The organism is Desulfitobacterium sp. PCE1, from assembly GCF_000384015.1.
GTDB lineage: Bacteria > Bacillota > Desulfitobacteriia > Desulfitobacteriales > Desulfitobacteriaceae > Desulfitobacterium > Desulfitobacterium dehalogenans.
This window is the reverse complement of the sequence record NZ_KB913023.1, coordinates 1,396,306-1,413,089: the sequence shown is the minus strand read 5'-3', so window position 1 is coordinate 1,413,089 and position 16,784 is coordinate 1,396,306. Positions and strand designations below refer to the sequence as shown.

Genomic DNA, 16,784 nt, shown 5'->3' with positions numbered 1-16,784 from the left:
GATGCTGTATGAAACTGGTATTCTATCGGCACCCAGTATATTGCAGAAAATACTCCATATTAAGCTACTCATTAAATAATCCTCTTCCTAGTTTAAATAGTGGTCGCAGCGATGTAAGTGTTGCAGTCGCAATCACAACAAAACCGATTACCAATTTGTTAACCTCGAGCTGATTACCATATTGCCAAAATATCAAATACAATCCGATCGGCAAATTTAGAAAAACACCCGTTAATGTTCCGGGAGCATACCTCTTTAGAAATATTGTAGCTATCAGGTGGGGGAATATTGAGTTAAAGCACATCATCATTATAAAACCGAGATACAAGTACTTTATAACCTCATTTGAGTTTGCTGCTACTAAAAAAGCAAACGTTAAAATATATCCAAATAATGTCACAACCATGACTGCAAAGCGAAATTCATTATTTCCTACTTGTTGATGATATCTGCCCGCGTACTTTGACCACTTTGGCAACCAAATCCCTTCTTCAAGATTATGCAGCGTGAAGGACATCAAAAATAATAATTCAAACATCTCGTTATTCCCAAACCTTTCTATTGCATATATCAAACTGTGATTATTTGGCTGACTGGATTCCGCCACTGATAGCAGAAGCTAGACCTTCTTAATTATATCAAATAAAAATCATTCTTTTCCCATATTAGTGCTTATTCTTTAAATATCTTTTTCATTACTGACATGAATAAAGTGCAATCCCTTGTCCTGAGATGCACTCTATTCATGTCTGCATATTCACTTTTCAATGGTATAAGCGTACTCCGATGGCTTGATTGCGTTTAAATTTCCTTTTTGATTTGCTATCGTATGAAATTTGTCCTAACACGATCTTCTTCTACAGGAACAGGTATTTTTTCTTTTCCAGCGTCAATTGTCTTAAGGAGCCAGGCCATTGATCTGGCATTTTTACGAAGGGTCTGAATACCTTCTCCGTCCTGAAGAACTTCTCCTTTTTCCATACCATACGCTACTGTCCAGTATTGGGACGGCGGTATGACTGTCTGAGCTAAGTTAAGATAGTTATTGAGCTGGTGTACTACATCTACACCACCGGCACGTCTTACAACAGAAATGGAAGTTGCAACCTTATATTTGAAATAGCCTGAACTTGTGTAGAATACTCTGTCCAGAAAAGCCTTCATTGTTCCTGCTATTCCTGCATAATAGGTAGGGGATGCAAGAATAAAGCCGTCCACCTCCCGCATTTTCTTTGCAACTTCATTAACAATATCCTCTTTAAAAACACAGTGATTTTCCTCAGAAGTCCGACAGTATCCACAACCAATGCACCCATGAATACTCAGCTGGCCAATTTGAATGATTTCAACTTCTATACCCTGCTGTTCCAACTCATCGGCCATAACCTTGAGTGCCTGGCTTGTATTACCATTTTTACGGGGACTACCATTAATAGCTATCACTTTCATAAATCCACACTCCTATCTCTGCTATACAACAAGTATAGACCCTATACTTAACTGTAAGTCAATAGTATGCAAAAAGAATTTTCATATATTAATAAATTTATACTCCCTAGGATACAGTAAGTATAACCTTATATAAAATATTTTCATAATCATCCTTGACTTAGAGTTAGGTGTAATTTATATAATAATTCTTTTTGGCAGCTACAACATAAACGCCATGGGGAGCGACCTTATAGCCAAAGGGGTAACGGTTGGAGAGCAGCCGAACCTTTAACTTTGCAGGTGTTGAAGAAAATTATTTTGCAGCGGAAGAAATAAACAGCTAATTTGGTGTTGTTTATTTTCTCTCCTACCATATGAAGGCCTTATGATCGCTCTAGCAGGCAATTAATATTTCTAACTTTATTTCTGAGAATCAAGAATAAACAAAGATGCATCATGCCCCATGAATATTTTACTTCCAGTATAAAAAGTTTTAGATTGAATATCCTTGTATCCTATTTTTGTCATAATATCTGCTAACTCTATTTGATCAAATCCGTTATGAACCATATCTGGAACTATTTTTTCATTTTTATTAAAATCTACGATTAATAAATGTCCTCTTTCATTTAGAACCTTATACAATCTTGATAAAACTAATTCAACATCATTAATATGGAGCAAAACCTGTGCCATAAAAATATAGTCAGCATGTAAATCCGGAAGACTATCTTTTTCAAAGTCAAAGCATAATGTTGCTGCATTCTGTATATTAGAACCAGAAATTTTTTGCTTTATTTGATTAATCATATTTTGTGATGTATCCAGAAAAAGCATAGAATTAAAATCGTTTAACAAGTTCATTCCAACTAGACCAGTTCCACACCCAAAATCAATAGCATTCTTACCTTTAGCATCAACTAAATATTCACGAATGGCATTTGATGATACCTTTGCAATTTGGATTCTTTCAGAAGTGTCATATATATTAGCTATCAGTTCAAACTTATCCGTATTTCCCATTATTACCTCTCCAATCTACCTTATGTCATCTGTTTTATCTGTCTCAACCTTGTTTCCGTATTACTTATTATAAGTAATAAAGCCTTTATTTAACAGCGCAATATACCCCCCCCGAAAATAAACGCAAGCAGCCAGGTACGTTTCACTGGCTGCTTTTCCTTAAAAAGTACTAACACGGTAATATTTGGGTTTTCCTATTAAGTATTTTGCACAAAGCATTGACATGAATTAGAGACAAATCATAACCTATATTGGATGTATTTTCCACAGAAAGGAGTTGAATGTAAGAATATGAAAAAACCTCACGTTCATGACTTTTGTAATGAAACCACTTTTGATTGTGGACATTCCCATCGAATGCGCTGTACTACAGGATATGATATACCTTGTGGTAGCTCACATGTCCATCCTTATAATGGAGTAACAACCGTTGACCATGCCCATGTCCACTCCTTCTCCGGGACTACAGGTCCCGCAATACCCTTATCCGGCGGTGGCCATATCCATCAGTACCAAGGTACTACTTCATTTGAACATGGCCATACTCACAATTACAACTCCTTAACAGGAAATGAAAAATACTCCCGACTCTTCTAAATTTGCTTATACCAGAAAGCCTATGCTTTCTGGTTAATTTACACATGAAAAATTATAAACCACCTATTACCGGATAAATATTATTTAAGAATCCAATCACAGCAATTACAGTACCGTATTGATGTTTTACTATATGTTCCTGAATACACAATCTTTCATTAAATACGGTAACATCCCGTGGGTTAAAGCGACGGAAAACCATGCTGAGTAATGACTCGTGCAAACTTCTTTTTGCCACCTGCTCATCCCCATCGCCTAAGTATTCCGCCGCATAACCTGCAATATAAAGACCATCGTAATTTCTTCTTACTTGAATTCTTCCCACCCCTGCACAGATCCGCTCTCCTTTATAACCATTAACCTGAGCCATAATTGTTCCCATTACCGCACCAGGATGATATAAAGCCCTCGCTTGCTCCATAGGGATTTCTGTAGCTTCCGGAGGCAGTATGGAAGTATATTTAACGATATTAAAATTCTCAATACTGGCCATAACACAGGCCGAGTCAAAAGACCCTGTCTTCCATGGATATTTGTTGCCTGAATTTATATCAGTATCCCCGTAGCCTTTCGTGACTACATAATCCTTCGGAATCATATTTCCGATAACCGGAAACTGTCCATAAATTCCTTGATTCATAGAACCTTCTACCCCTTCAATATTTTCTACAAAATATGCTTCACACTATCTTTTGTTACTTATTGAAGAAGTATAAAAATTTGTTTCAGACAGAGTATTTCTCAACAAGCTGTTTCTTATCGGTAATTATCTGACTTAACGCTTGAAGGAATCGACTAATTTCATCCTTAGTATTATAAAAAGCTAAACTAATCCGAACCATTCCAGGATGAGGAGGGCGGTAACTCGTTAAAAATTCATTAAAAACTTTAGGATTTCGTTGCGACATAATCTTGTGCGGAAAGATAGCCGTTTCTAACTATATTCGCACGATGTTCCATCCTGGAAAGAAGAATAACTCCAAAGTATAGTATTCTTTAAAATCCATTAATTATCAATCAATCGAAAAATACTTTTCTGTATGCCATGAAGATATAAAAAACGCCGCCTAAGCCTGATGGGGCCTTGGCGGCAGTACTCAAAAACCAAAGACATCCTTATACAAATAGTCTTAGCGCTGATAGTGCTGTCATGCAGATAATCAGATGCCTGAAAAATTTCTCATTTATTTTTTTAATTATAAAGAATCCTAAAACCGCTCCCAAAGCGATTATTGGTGTCATCACCGCCGTTAGTATGAATGACCGTAGCTCTATATTATGCCATGCAAAAATCTGAACGGGAACCTTGATGAAATTTATGATGAAGAAGAACCAGGCATTAGTTCCCATGAAATCATTCTTCTGTAATCCGAGCGCCAATAAGTAGACGCTAAAAATCGGACCGGCGGCGTTTCCAATCATGGTAGCGAATCCGCTTAAGATTCCCGCTGTTATATAGAACCATGTCCCCGTAGGCACTGTAAAGTTCTTCCCCATCTTTTCCGTGTACATTAAAATCCCTAAGCAGAATATAATAATGATTCCGATCAAGATGATAAATACCTGATCATTGATAACTTTTCCAACGACAGCACCAATGAACAGGCCGATCAAAGCCCAAGGCAGAGGCGCAAAAACCTTTTTCCAATCAACACTCTTGCGATAGGACCATACAGCAAACACATCTCCGACTAACAGTATCGGGAGCAGAATCCCTGTGGAATCCTTCCCACCAAAGGCACTCGCGAGAATAGGTATCACGAGCATTATCACACCGTTAATCCCTGTCTTTGAAAAGCCTACTAAAAATGCAGTTATAATCACTACTACACATTGTATCCGGGACAAGTCTAACATTTGTAGAAAATAATCCATATTAAGTTCCATTTATGTGTATTAGCCTCCTGAATTCTTTCATCCTTTCATGTCAAGGATAACTTCAAAAACAAGCAAGGCACCCTACAAAATCAAGCTTAGGGTGCCTTGCTTGTGGTCAAACTGGTAATCACTTTAACTCAAAAAAAGCATAATCCTTTAGCATAATACTTAATGTATTAGGTCATTCGATTGGTATTGCCCCATTCACACATGGTATCAAGAATTGGAATTAAGGATTTGCCGCGCTCGGTTAAGCTGTATTCAACCTTAGGCGGAATTTGAGGATATTCCTCTCGATGCACAAGCTTGTCAGCTTCTAATTCCTTCAACATTGTACTCAATGTCTTATATGATATTGTTTTGATATATTTCCTCATTTCATTAAATCTTACCACCTCAAACTCCATCAAACAATATAATATTACCATTTTGTATTTTCCATTTATCAGGGATAAAGTATAGCTAAATCCTGTCTTTTCCAAATCTTCAGCTTCTGAAATACACGAAAAACTCATTTCACACTCTCCTTTGGGTAAGTACTAAACCTTAATTATAGTATTGAACATTAATGTGCGTACTTGAATAACAGCTAGGTTATAATAAAATTAAAGCAAACATACCGATTGGTGTCAACATTATATTGCAATTAACACCGCTCGGTTTCGTCATCAATCAATTGAAAGAAGGTAGATTATATGAAAAAAAGTAAAAAAATCGTTATCATAACCGGCAGTCCGCGAAAAAACGGCAATAGTTTTGCTATGGTGGAGGCATTCACGAAGGAGGCCGAAAGGAACGGTCACAGTATCACGCGCTATGATGCAGCCGATATGACTATTAAGGGCTGCACCGCTTGCGAAACCTGTTTTAAGACAGGTAAGGCTTGCAGTTTTGATGATGATTTTAATAAAATAGCCCCTACAATTGAAGAAGCTGATGCAATTGTTTTTGCCACACCGCTATATTGGTTTACATTTCCGGCAAAAATTAAAGCCGTAATTGATAAGTTTTACGCTTTTCTAGTTAGCAAGAGAGCTGTTGGAAATAAGGAATGCGCACTCATTGTCTGCTGCGAAGATAATGATCTGCCTATGTTTGACGGAATCCGCTTTGCTTACAAGCAAACCACTGACTTACTTCAATGGCAATCAGTTGGTGAGGTTTTAGTTCCATCGGTTGCCGCACCTGGTGATATTCACAAGACAAACGGGATTGAACAAGCCATAGCATTAGCAGATAAGTTCTAAGACAAGGAGGAGCATTTTAACTGGGTATCAATTGAAGTAGTGAAACCAAGAGGCTTAGTCTTTAGGTCATTGAAGCCGACCTAAAAACTTAGCCTCATAATTTCATATTAAATTTTGTTCAAATAATAAACTTTTTCTTACTTATCTAAGTTTCATCTTTAAAATTGGGAATGAATTACCCTGTTCGTCAAATTCTGTACGCTCATATACCACAAAGCCAAAGCGTTTATAGAAATCCACTGCATGAGGATTTTGCTCATTTACATCTACATATGACACTTCATGCTCATGAATGGCCTTTGTAACAAGATTTTTCCCTATACCTTTGCCAATACAAGCTGGTTCAAGAAATAACATTTCAATTTTTCCTTGGGCTATCCCCATAAAGCCTATGGGCTTCTGATTCTCATACGCGACAATTAGATTGTCAACTTCTTTAATTCCTGTTTCTACAAAAGAACGTAAAGCAATGATGTCTCTTTCATTTAGAAACATATGAGTAGCTTTTACAGATGCTTCCCAAACTGAAGCTAATTCACTTATTAACTGCTCTGTTCTATTCGGATTTTCAACAACCATTTCATCGCTCATCTCCATACCTTCTTGTAAATCTGCTATGTCATCTTGTTTGGTGATACCATTCTAACGCTTTTCTTTCTAATTCCTTAACGAAGTTATCTTTACCATCACAATAAGCCTCAATGTCCAAAGGAAACATCGTAGCTAATCTGCTTTTTAATTCGCCATACTCAAGCGCATCCTCTGGGTGTGTTCTTAAATAATCGCGAACAGCTAAATGTCTTTCAATATCATTAGTATTTCTTTTTTCGAACACATGAATTTGATGGGTTCTGTCTTCCAGTCCTTTTCTAAAATATCTTCTGCCAACCATACCGAATTCACCTTTTGGCTCGTAACCCAAAGCTTCAAACTCTTTATTATATTCATCAACTTTCTTAATGTCCTTTACTACAGGCATAATATCTATAATTGGCTTAGCTTTCAAATTCACCACTGATGTGCTTCCGATGTGGTATATATCAACTAATTCATTCCCGAGTATGTTTTTGATTTTTTCAGCTTCTTCCTGATATAAATTAGCCCATTTGCTATTATATTCTACAACTTCGACTTTCATAAACAACCTCCTTTTTCGGGTTCTAGGATTTTGCCGAAAAGCAATGCATTATAATATTTATCTTCTATAAAATAGTGGTCTTTTAATCGTCCCTCTAACTCATACCCATTTTTTTTAAGTATATGGGCAGAACCAATATTTGCATCCACTACACTGGCATGGAGTTTGTGAAGATTAAGTGATGTTAAGGCAAAATCACTCATTAGTGTAACACTCTCTGTGCCATAACCCTTGCCCCAATATTCTTTATTAAAAACATAACCAATTTCAGCATGGTTTGCTTTTTGGTTAAAGTTAAAAATCATGGCGGTCCCAATAACTGCTTGGGTTGATTTTAGAACAATAGAGGCATATAGATGAGTACCTGCTGACTCACGTTGTATCATTGTTTCAATATGTTCACGAGTTTCCTTCAAGGTATTCATTAAGTTCCAGCCGATAAAACGTGAAACCTCCTCATCTGACGCATAATTATGTATATCCTTAGCATCATTTGTACTTAGTGATTTAAAGCAGATATTTTCACCTTCCAATGAATGAAATAAACTTGTGTTCATCTTTTCTCTCCTTCAACTTCCTCTTGCTTTGAATATTAATGCTATTTTACGCTCTTGCCACCTGGTTTTACATAGCCTATATTAAATAAACTTTTTTCATGTGGAGTCCTCCCCCTCTGTACATTACTGGGTTAAAACTAAATATATATGAACTATTCGCATTGCTAAATCTCAAAAATTGATGCCCCCTTTACTACCTTTATCCTCGTGCTTATTATTTAACCTTTTATTTACAAACTCAAAGAAATACACTATCATTTTGGAGCAGATAAGTCCCAGCATAATCCCTGCAATTATATCTGCAGGATAGTGGACAAATAAATACATCCTCGAAAAAGCAATCAGCAAAGCTAACATTACCACATAAACCCTGTATTTCCTCATCATTTTGGAAAGTACCCCTGCTGCTGCAAACGCTGAAGCTGTGTGCCCCGATGGAAATGAATAGGTTAGGGGCTTTGATATTAATAATTGAATCGCTGGAACAACAGTAAAGGGCCTTGGTCTCTGTACCAAATGCTTCAAGAGCCCCTCCCCCAAAATTGAACTTAATAGCAATGCGCAAATGACCATCGTCCCTACTTTTCGATATTCTTTGCTTGCAATTAAAGCCACCGCTATGAAGATCCAAATCAGTCCCTTATCCCCTAAGAAGGTTATAATGGGCATAGCTTTGTCAAACAAGGCATTTTGCGTATAATCGTGGATTAATTTAAGCAGATTCATATCTATTTTACCAAATAGCTGCATCATGATGAGCGTCTCCCCTTAAATTGGTCTGATAGGCAAGTACGTCTGGATGATAGTCCATATGCTTCCAATGCTTCTCAACGTGATGGGTTTCTCAAAAGCTGTTCGTTTAATCTTCCTGCTGAGAGCTGTTGGGCTACAAGCTTATTTTTGTAGAAAAACTCTTCCTTTTGCAATAACCCGGCCAAATTCCCTTGAAAATATGTTTTATATCGGAGGAATTCATTTTCGTACTCATAATCGAAAAAAAGGTTCCCCTGACAGTTCATCAAATGTACGCCTCTGGCTTCTTTTAGAAATGCATATATCGCTTCTGCAGACATAATAGAGTCTAGATTTACATACCCGATATAGTCGCAGGACCAAATGGGCAATTTAATTTGATCCACATAGATATATTCAACGCCGCTATATGGGTTAAAGCCCCGATATGCATCTGTGAAACTATAGTTATCAATGGGAAGGGTAAATTTCCAATCATACAAATCTGACTTTACATATGGATTATAGTCAGTGCTTTTCCTTGCGTAGCATTCATACCGTCCTTTAATAAGAATTTGCATGAGCCTATCCTGTGTGATCATTGATTCCTCCTACTCTGTCTCATCATTGACTGCTTCGACTAAAAATACGACTGGTCTGATACCATCAGTGCAACAGAGTATCTGTACCCCGTCTTGATTGTTCCACGGTTTATAGGTTGCCCCTGCAGAGAGTGCATTTACACCCCGATAAATGTCAATCCATGCCCAGGGGCAAAATCCTTTCGGTATTTCAGCTCCTCCTTCATACAGGAATATATCTCCTTCGTTCATCAAGGGGCAGGGACCGACATTCTTACCTCCCGTTAAATATCTGTCCGCAAATTCAGGATAAAATTCTTTTCGAACAACTGTAATCCTAACCTTCTTCATTTGTTGTCACCCCCGAATTTCCCCAATTAACATCTTTTTTGTTCGTAATTACTGCGAATTAATATTAACAAAAAAGACGGTGAATAGCATAAAACAAGCCTCTCAGCTTGTTTCTTCTGCGTTGGGTTTTTCCCCGTTCAATCTGTGCCGGAGGCTTTATCCTCCATTCTTGTTGACAATAATTAGTATATCATAGGTTCAGTAATCCTAGGAATAACCTTTTCCCTTGTGACCCATTATTGTTGAAAGCAGCTCACCGGCAGCATCCAAGGAGAATATATACTCCTCAAAATACCCTCTTTACCTGATGGTGAAAAAGTGCTATCTTTGAAGTATAGAATATCATTCTACACTTGGAGCTGATAAAATGGCGTATAAAACCCCCAAACATATTCAGGAGAAAAAGGATGCCAAGAAACATCATATTCTCGATACCGCTTTAAAGTTATTTGCGCTAAAGGGTTTCGAAAACACCTCGATTCAGGACATTTGTCAGGCAGCGGAGGTATCTGTGGGGTCAATGTATTTTTATTTCCCCAGCAAAGAACACATTTATGAAGAAGTATACTCCCGCATTAACAATGAATCTCTCCAGCACTTGGAACGGGCTATCGATGGTGCTGCAAATCTTGAGGAAATCATTCAAAAAGTAATCGAAACAATCGTATTGTCTGCTCTACCCGACCGTACAGAAGCACAGTTTTTTCTTGCCAATAGAACCATGAGCAATCTAAAAATTAAGCGTGACGATTCCCTGCAAAAGTTCGCCCGCTGGTTTAAGACTGTACTTGATGAGGCTGTTGAGAATGGGGAATTCAATCCTCAAAATACGGAACTGGCTGCAGTAAGCTTTATTTACGGCACATACCAGAGCGTCCGTTACTGGAATGTTTTTCAGCTTGAGACATCTCCGGAAGAGATGATCGATACCCTTTACACTTATCACAGCAAAGGTCTTGGCTTAGAAAACTGCACACAAAAGTGAGGGAGCAACCCATGATGTTTATTAAAGAATTTGGGCAAATCGATATCAACAGTATTCAGGAAGTCGGAGGCAAGGGCGCTAACTTAGGTGAAATGACTCAAGCCGGACTGCCCGTTCCGCCGGGCTATTGCATCACCGCCGAGGCTTACCGTCAATTTGTGAGCCGGGCGGGCTTAGATGAGCTCTTAGCTCAACTTGCCGAGCCCTCAACTATGAAGAATGAGGATATTGCTCTCCTTTCCCAGGAGATTTCCCAACGCATTCTGGAAACTCCCCTCCCGGAAGAAGTGGCGCAGGAGGTTGTTCAGGCCTTTACCCAAGTGATCGGCCACGGGTCTCTGGCTGCGGTCCGTTCCTCGGCCACAGCGGAAGACCTGCCTGAGGCCTCCTTTGCCGGGCAGCAGGAATCGTATCTCAATATCCCCCTGTCTGAGCTGAGCAATCATATTAAGCTGTGCTGGGCTTCCCTTTGGACGGAGAGGGCCATTCATTACCGCATAAATAACAGCTTTGACCAGCGCCAAGTTTTTTTGGCTGTTGTCGTTCAGCAGATGGTGGACTCGGAAGTTTCCGGAGTCGCCTTTAGTGTCAACCCTTTGAATGCCAAGGAAAATGAGATCGTCATCGAATCTGTCTGGGGGCTTGGGGAAGGTATCGTTTCGGGTAAGGTAACCCCGGACCACTATGTGATTAATAAACAAAATGACCCTATCATCCGTTACATCATCGCTGACAAAGAAAAAATGGCAGTGCACCCTTTGAACGGGCCTGGTACAACTTTTGCTGAGGTTGCAGAGGATCAGCGGCAAAGGAGTTCGTTAAGCAAAAAGGATATCCTGGAGCTTACGGAGCTGATTAAACGAATAGAGGAACATTACCAATTCCCTCAGGATATTGAATGGGCAAAAACAGGCAACCGTTATTACATTCTTCAAGCGCGCCCGATCACTACCCTGCATAAATCCACAGAGCAAGTTGATGAGCATATAGGAGAGAGTGAATTCTTTAACTTTGATCCGGAGCTTGAGTGGACAAATCTCGGCGGAGTCAAGGAGCGGTACAATAAGCCGTCCTCGGTCCTGGGCTGGTCGATTCTTGAACCTTGTGACACTGAAGGAGGGCTGTATGCCTACCGCTCAATCAGCAAAAAGGAACTTCCCTCTCCCATATTTGCTGCCAATATCTATGGTTATTTATATCTCAACTTCACCAACCTTAAGTCCCTTCAACCGCTAAAAATGCTCGAGCCCTATTCTTCTGTCCCGGATTGGCAGCAGTTCGCACCAAAGCGGACCTGGTTCAAGGAACTTACCCTCACCATCGGGTCCATAAAAGCCGGGAACAAACTTATAAACTCTTTGGCTAAAGCTTTTTATGCCATGCTGCCCGATTATCTGGATAATATAGACAAGCATAAAAAGACGGATGTCAAAAGCCTGACTATGCCGGAACTCCTGGATTATATCAAGAATAATCTGGAGCTGGCCAAACAGTTCTTTCAGCTTCAGCTGCCCAGCTTATCTGTGACCGAGGCTCTATATAACATGCTGACCGGTTTCATGAAAAAGTGGCTGGGAGACGAGGATTTATCCTTAAGTTCCAAGCTGGTCTCAGGCCTGCCGGATAATCTGACAGTCCGGACCAACAACAAATTATGGGAATTGACTGAGACCGTTGCCTCATCGCCATATTTGCGGGAATTATTGGCACAGAGCACTATTCCCGAGTTTTTAAGCAGGTTGGATGATTCTATAGTGGGAAAAGCTTTTAAAGCCAAATTGACTGATTTTCTAGGGGATTATGGGCATCTCAATGTAAACATGGATATTGCCGAAGACTTCTGGTGGGAGAACCCGGGGATCATATTAGCCATGGTGAAAGGCAGCCTTACCGCTGACAAACGGATCAATCCGGAAGAAAGGGAGCAGCAAAAGCAAAAAGAGCGGGAAGAGACTGAAGTCTTAGTCCGCAGCAAACTAAATTTTGTGCAGAGGGCGATCTTCGATAAACTACTTAAATCCACTCAATCCTATATGCTTCTGAGAGACAACCGCCATTTTTACGTCACCATGCCCTTCTCCTTAATCAAAAAGCTGTGGTCACCCTTACGGAAAGACTTACAGCGCAAGGATATTTGCTTGATCCACAGGATATCTACTATTTGACACTGGAAGAGCTCGAGGGATTGCTGTCCCACAGGCTGGCCTGGAGCCAGGGCTATGAAAAGATCAACAGAAGGAAATCGGCCCCCCGAGTTGCGCTTGATGATTTACCATCCTTATTTAAGGGCTGGCCTAAATTAAGCGGGGATGCAACAACAGCCGGGCAAACAGGTTCTGTCCCATCAGAAAACAGCGGGCAGGGATCAGCTCTTAAAGGTGTGGCCGGGAGTCCAGGGCAGGTGCGCGGCCAGGTCAAAATAATTTATTCTCCCTCCGATTTCTCACGATTTCAGGCCGGAGATGTCCTGGTTGCAGAAAATACCGATCCGGCCTGGACCCCGTTGTTCTCTATCGCCAGTGCGGTGGTGACTGAACACGGCGGGCTCTTGAGCCACGGAGCAATCGTCGCCAGGGAATACGGCATCCCTGCCGTTCTGGGGGTGAAGAACGCTACCAAAATCTTCAGGGATGGACAAACCATCACTGTGGATGGTAAAAAAGGTGCTGTCTATCTTGAGTGATAGCAGTGATTATCCATTAGTACATAACCATTTTTCTTGATTCGTTGTATTTTTGCCCAGTATACTATTTTAAAACACAGTTCATCCTACATGGAGAACTGTGTTATTTTATAGTGTTTCCTTGTAGTTGATTTTTCCCGGATTCAGGCAGAAAGCGACGATGTTCAACTTGCCTAAGAAACGGTTTTATATCAGGCCAAAAAAATGGAGGAGTTTATAGGAAGGTATTAAGTTTAAACTCATTCCGCTGTAATAGCGCCATTCTTTATCTAATCGGAGGTTATGGATATGAATGAAAAAATAATCATTGGCAGAGGAACAAAATACCCTTTGAATGGGATTTTGTCGTTGCCGGATAATTGTTCTTCACGGGTTCCAGCTGTGGTACTGGTGCATGGCTCCGGTCCTGCGGATATGGATGAAAGCATCGGCGCGAATAAGCCGTTTCGCGATATTGCCGAAGGGCTGTCCACTAAAGGAATCGCCGTACTCCGCTATGACAAACGCACAAAGATTTACGGAAAACAGATGCTGAAAGCAAGCCCCGGCGATGTGACTGTGAAAAGCGAGACCATAGAGGACGCCATTCTTGCCGCCGAACTGCTTAAAAATGACGGCAGAATTGACCCCGACCAGGTATATATTTTGGGTCACAGCCTCGGAGGTATGCTCGCGCCGCGTATTGACGCGGAGGGCGGCGATTTCGCGGGTATCATCATCTGCGCAGGCTCGCCGCGCCTTTTTAGCGATATTTTGTTGAGCCAAAACGAGGATATGCTCGGCCAACTGCCAAAGTTGCTGCAAAGAATCGCGAATAAGCAAATCACAGGGCTCAAAGCCAAATTCTCTGCCATCGCCGGCATGAGCGAAGAAGAAGCAAAGCAGATGAAGGTTTTTGGCAAAACCTACGCATGGTATTTTAAGGAGATGGATGCCCATCCTGCTGCAGATTACCTTTCCAAGACGGAAAAGCCCGTTCTAATTTTGCAGGGTGACAAAGATTTTCAGGTCTCCACGGAAAAGGATTTCGCACTCTATCAGCAAATCTGCATCGATAAACCTAATGTCTCTTTCAAGCTCTACCCCGGACTGAACCATCTGTTTATGAAGTCGGTTTACGGCAGGGTCAAGGATTTCAAAAAAGAGTACAAAATCCCGCAAAAAGTGTCTGCAGAGGTTTGGGCGGATATTGCGGAGTGGATATTGAGCCAATGATAAATAGATGCCCCGTTTATCTTATCGCCAGTCGATTTTGGTCGATGAACAATGGGGCTTTTCTACATCGACGCATGGTGTTAATCAGCGAAAACCAAACCACTTACTCCAGAAACCAACAAAACCATTGATAAACAGGAATGGTGTGCAGTATAATATCATTGGAAGACTTTAAATTATGTTTATGTTGGTTCTACAACAACATTCACAAACCTCATCTTCTCACCAACACTAACACAAACAAACAAAACAAACGTCTACATTTAGTTGAATATTCCCGAACTAATCGGATACCAGTCAATCGCGCTGGTTTTGACGGTAAATTTAGATTAAAAACTGAAAAACGATCTCCGAGCCGGAATGAACCTAAAGAACAATTCTATGGACACCGGACAGGGTCTAGGCCCTCGGGGTATACTTGGAAACAGGTATGCCTTCACGTTTGAAAAGGAGGTGGATTAAAGCCAACTGTATCTAAAATCAGTTATGGCTCCGCTTTCTATTGGCGGAGCCATTATTTTTTTATAAATTTTATAATTGTTAGGTGGTGAACTTCATTGGCAAGTATAAAAATGAAACAAGTCATGGAATTTTTTGCGGAGAATTATGATATAAACCTCAATGATGCTGAAAAATATTTCATGGCCATTGTTTCTGTCGGATTGTCTTTAAATAAGGAAATGAGAAAAGATATAGCTTCAATCTATAATTAGAATAAATTAATGTTTTTTGAAAGCGTTAAGAATTTTCAGGATACCTTATCAGAGCAAAGCAGATTTTATGAAGCACAAATCAATGAGTTAAATAAGGAGATCGACAGACTTAAAATAAACCTGGATACTGAAATGAAAAATAGAGAGGAACTTTTTCAGCTTCGGGAGTTTTTCATCGATCTTAAGAACGATTATTCACCCACAGATACCTCATTGGATCTATCGAGGTTTATCGCCAACAAGAAGCTCTTAATCATCGGCGGGACCCCAAGTTGGAGAAAACGGTTAAAGGCTAAATTCCCCACCATTCTTACCGTAGATGGCTTTAATGACAAGATTGAACTGAGAAGTTTTGGTGAGGTGGATTTTGTTCTCTTCTATTCAAGATATATGAGCCACAAAACCTACTATAAAACCGTCGATTTCATCAGAGCGAATGATATTCCGGCAGGTTATATTGGTAAAACAAATATGGATTTAGTCGAATTTGAAATAGCTGAAGAATTAAACAAGCGATTAGCGGCTCATTAATGGATTTTTAATCATGTTCTCGGTTTGAGCATAAAAAGACGGTATGAATCTGTACATTTCATCAAAATGTTCAGGTCTCATACCGTCTTTCATTTACTGTGGAGATAATGGGACTCGAACTGTTTTACATTAAGGAAGCGTAGTGTTCCCATGAATCTTCAAATTCGTCTTAATCCTGGGCGGATACTCCTTCAGCGTCGTCGCCATGTTGGTCGCGATCTTCAAGGCCTCTTTTCTGTTTCTTTCCTTCTTCACCGGGTCTGTTCTGTCCAGGGCGACAAGGGTTTTCAGCAACTCTGCGTAAGCGTTGAGGATGTTATCACGGTGCATAGCGTATTGGGTATCGTACCTCTCGCTGTCGGGATGAACACTTTCGGCAGGCCGCACAGGTTTCGGCATGATGACTTTCGTTACGACTGGAATCGGTTCCGCGGCCCTTTCCAACTCTTGTTGCTTGCCAGTTTCCAGTCCATTCCAAGGCTCCTGAATCTTCGCTGTCCCCGGGCTGGCTTCGCTGTTTTGGTCATTTTCCTCAGACGCCTGCTTCCTTTCTTTGACGGTCTGCTGCAATTCGCGGGCGGACATAGTTTCCACCCCGTTGTCTGCCATAAATTGCTCCCGTTCTTCATCCGGGACTCCAAAGAGGATGAGTCCCTGCATATAGCCCAAATGATGCAGCGCTGCAACATTTGAACTGTCTTCTCCATCGGGTGAGGTAAGTTTGGGACCGTATTCCCGGTAGGTTTTCATCAGTCTGGCCGCCGTGCTGCGGGAATAACTGACTGATTCCTTAAGCCAGTTGATCCACTCCCCATGGGGTACCAATTTCTTGGCCTCCGTCAGACGCCGCCCAATCTCGACGGCATTGACCAGCAGCATTTGACCGCTTTGTTCCTTAATCAGATTAATCTCGGACGCGATTTGCCCAGGCGTCCGGGCGGATATTACATCACTCATATTATGACCCATCCTTATCCGGCATGTCTTTTTCAGACTACGCTATAGAATATGCCGGGCCTCCGGACAGGTGTGCATCAGAAGCAATCTTATTCAATTCGTCTGTAACCATGATACAGGATTGACTATTCTTCTCAGATAGCTCCCTTGAATTCCATCAGTTTC

General features: G+C 40.6%; 21 protein-coding genes and 1 riboswitch. Of the genes, 8 read left to right on the top strand and 13 right to left on the bottom strand.

The window, feature by feature from the left end:
- Positions 1–64: 64 nt before the first annotated feature.
- From DESPCE1_RS0106990 to DESPCE1_RS0106980, 3 genes are all read right to left on the bottom strand, one after another.
- Positions 65–538: an HXXEE domain-containing protein gene (locus DESPCE1_RS0106990; protein ID WP_028305485.1), complete on the bottom strand. Its 474-nt coding sequence runs from the start codon at positions 536–538 to the stop codon at positions 65–67.
- A gap of 284 nt (positions 539–822) precedes the next feature.
- Positions 823–1,449 carry a flavodoxin family protein gene (locus DESPCE1_RS0106985; RefSeq protein ID WP_014793400.1) on the bottom strand — a complete coding sequence of 209 codons (627 nt, stop codon included), beginning with the start codon at positions 1,447–1,449 and terminating at the stop codon, positions 823–825.
- A gap of 402 nt (positions 1,450–1,851) precedes the next feature.
- On the bottom strand, positions 1,852–2,454 hold the full coding sequence (locus DESPCE1_RS0106980) for a class I SAM-dependent methyltransferase (RefSeq protein ID WP_014793399.1): 603 nt from the start codon (positions 2,452–2,454) through the stop codon (positions 1,852–1,854).
- A gap of 291 nt (positions 2,455–2,745) precedes the next feature.
- Between DESPCE1_RS0106980 and DESPCE1_RS22385 the strand changes: the two genes are divergently transcribed.
- Positions 2,746–3,051, top strand: a complete 306-nt coding sequence (locus DESPCE1_RS22385) for a YmaF family protein (RefSeq protein ID WP_014793398.1) — start codon at positions 2,746–2,748, stop codon at positions 3,049–3,051.
- 52 nt (positions 3,052–3,103) lie between these two features.
- On the opposite strand, the gene DESPCE1_RS0106975 is transcribed toward DESPCE1_RS22385, so the two are convergent.
- The 3 genes from DESPCE1_RS0106975 to DESPCE1_RS0106965 form a co-directional block, all read right to left on the bottom strand.
- Positions 3,104–3,691 (bottom strand): pyruvoyl-dependent arginine decarboxylase, encoded by a 588-nt coding sequence (locus DESPCE1_RS0106975; RefSeq protein ID WP_019849950.1) that lies wholly within the window; start codon positions 3,689–3,691, stop codon positions 3,104–3,106.
- 476 nt (positions 3,692–4,167) lie between these two features.
- Complete coding sequence (locus tag DESPCE1_RS0106970; RefSeq protein ID WP_014793396.1) at positions 4,168–4,938, bottom strand: sulfite exporter TauE/SafE family protein; 771 nt, start codon at positions 4,936–4,938, stop codon at positions 4,168–4,170.
- A 167-nt stretch (positions 4,939–5,105) separates the two neighbouring features.
- Positions 5,106–5,444 (bottom strand): helix-turn-helix domain-containing protein, encoded by a 339-nt coding sequence (locus DESPCE1_RS0106965; protein WP_014793395.1) that lies wholly within the window; start codon positions 5,442–5,444, stop codon positions 5,106–5,108.
- Between the two features lie 180 nt (positions 5,445–5,624).
- Here DESPCE1_RS0106965 and DESPCE1_RS0106960 point away from each other — a divergent pair, with 180 nt between their 5' ends.
- A complete protein-coding gene (locus DESPCE1_RS0106960; RefSeq protein ID WP_019849949.1) occupies positions 5,625–6,176 on the top strand; it encodes a flavodoxin family protein in 552 nt (183 codons plus the stop codon).
- A 141-nt stretch (positions 6,177–6,317) separates the two neighbouring features.
- Here the strand turns inward: DESPCE1_RS0106960 and DESPCE1_RS0106955 are convergent, their stop codons facing one another.
- From DESPCE1_RS0106955 to DESPCE1_RS0106930, 6 genes are all read right to left on the bottom strand, one after another.
- Positions 6,318–6,767 carry a GNAT family N-acetyltransferase gene (locus tag DESPCE1_RS0106955; protein ID WP_014793392.1) on the bottom strand — a complete coding sequence of 150 codons (450 nt, stop codon included), beginning with the start codon at positions 6,765–6,767 and terminating at the stop codon, positions 6,318–6,320.
- A 28-nt stretch (positions 6,768–6,795) separates the two neighbouring features.
- Positions 6,796–7,314 (bottom strand): GrpB family protein, encoded by a 519-nt coding sequence (locus tag DESPCE1_RS0106950; RefSeq protein WP_019849948.1) that lies wholly within the window; start codon positions 7,312–7,314, stop codon positions 6,796–6,798.
- Positions 7,311–7,871, bottom strand: a complete 561-nt coding sequence (locus DESPCE1_RS0106945) for a GNAT family N-acetyltransferase (RefSeq protein WP_019849947.1) — start codon at positions 7,869–7,871, stop codon at positions 7,311–7,313. Before DESPCE1_RS0106945 ends, DESPCE1_RS0106950 begins: the two co-directional genes overlap by 4 nt.
- Positions 7,872–8,042: 171 nt before the next feature.
- A complete protein-coding gene (locus DESPCE1_RS0106940) occupies positions 8,043–8,624 on the bottom strand; it encodes a phosphatase PAP2 family protein (protein ID WP_019849946.1) in 582 nt (193 codons plus the stop codon).
- Positions 8,625–8,698: 74 nt separating this feature from the next.
- The gene (locus tag DESPCE1_RS0106935) at positions 8,699–9,205 is read right to left on the bottom strand and encodes a DUF5680 domain-containing protein (protein ID WP_019849945.1); all 507 of its coding nucleotides are present in this window, start codon (positions 9,203–9,205) and stop codon (positions 8,699–8,701) included.
- Between the two features lie 9 nt (positions 9,206–9,214).
- Positions 9,215–9,535: a TIGR04076 family protein gene (locus DESPCE1_RS0106930; RefSeq protein WP_019849944.1), complete on the bottom strand. Its 321-nt coding sequence runs from the start codon at positions 9,533–9,535 to the stop codon at positions 9,215–9,217.
- A gap of 367 nt (positions 9,536–9,902) precedes the next feature.
- Between DESPCE1_RS0106930 and DESPCE1_RS0106925 the strand changes: the two genes are divergently transcribed.
- From DESPCE1_RS0106925 to DESPCE1_RS21800, 6 genes are all read left to right on the top strand, one after another.
- Positions 9,903–10,520 carry a TetR/AcrR family transcriptional regulator gene (locus tag DESPCE1_RS0106925; RefSeq protein WP_019849943.1) on the top strand — a complete coding sequence of 206 codons (618 nt, stop codon included), beginning with the start codon at positions 9,903–9,905 and terminating at the stop codon, positions 10,518–10,520.
- An 11-nt stretch (positions 10,521–10,531) separates the two neighbouring features.
- Positions 10,532–12,685 (top strand): PEP/pyruvate-binding domain-containing protein, encoded by a 2,154-nt coding sequence (locus DESPCE1_RS21805; RefSeq protein ID WP_242835372.1) that lies wholly within the window; start codon positions 10,532–10,534, stop codon positions 12,683–12,685.
- Positions 12,682–13,203 (top strand): PEP-utilizing enzyme, encoded by a 522-nt coding sequence (locus DESPCE1_RS23675; RefSeq protein ID WP_019849941.1) that lies wholly within the window; start codon positions 12,682–12,684, stop codon positions 13,201–13,203. The genes DESPCE1_RS21805 and DESPCE1_RS23675 overlap by 4 nt, the downstream gene beginning before the upstream one ends.
- 288 nt (positions 13,204–13,491) lie before the next feature.
- Entirely contained in the window at positions 13,492–14,418 is a 927-nt protein-coding gene (locus DESPCE1_RS0106915; protein ID WP_019849940.1) for a S9 family peptidase, read from the top strand.
- 336 nt (positions 14,419–14,754) lie between these two features.
- Positions 14,755–14,887, top strand: a riboswitch (molybdenum cofactor riboswitch).
- A gap of 88 nt (positions 14,888–14,975) precedes the next feature.
- Positions 14,976–15,131, top strand: coding sequence for a hypothetical protein (locus DESPCE1_RS23670; RefSeq protein WP_019849939.1), 156 nt, complete (start codon positions 14,976–14,978; stop codon positions 15,129–15,131).
- 9 nt (positions 15,132–15,140) lie between these two features.
- On the top strand, positions 15,141–15,662 hold the full coding sequence (locus tag DESPCE1_RS21800) for a hypothetical protein (protein ID WP_019849938.1): 522 nt from the start codon (positions 15,141–15,143) through the stop codon (positions 15,660–15,662).
- 129 nt (positions 15,663–15,791) lie between these two features.
- Here the strand turns inward: DESPCE1_RS21800 and DESPCE1_RS0106900 are convergent, their stop codons facing one another.
- Positions 15,792–16,619 carry a DUF3102 domain-containing protein gene (locus DESPCE1_RS0106900; protein WP_019849937.1) on the bottom strand — a complete coding sequence of 276 codons (828 nt, stop codon included), beginning with the start codon at positions 16,617–16,619 and terminating at the stop codon, positions 15,792–15,794.
- Between the last annotated feature and the right edge of the window lie 165 nt (positions 16,620–16,784).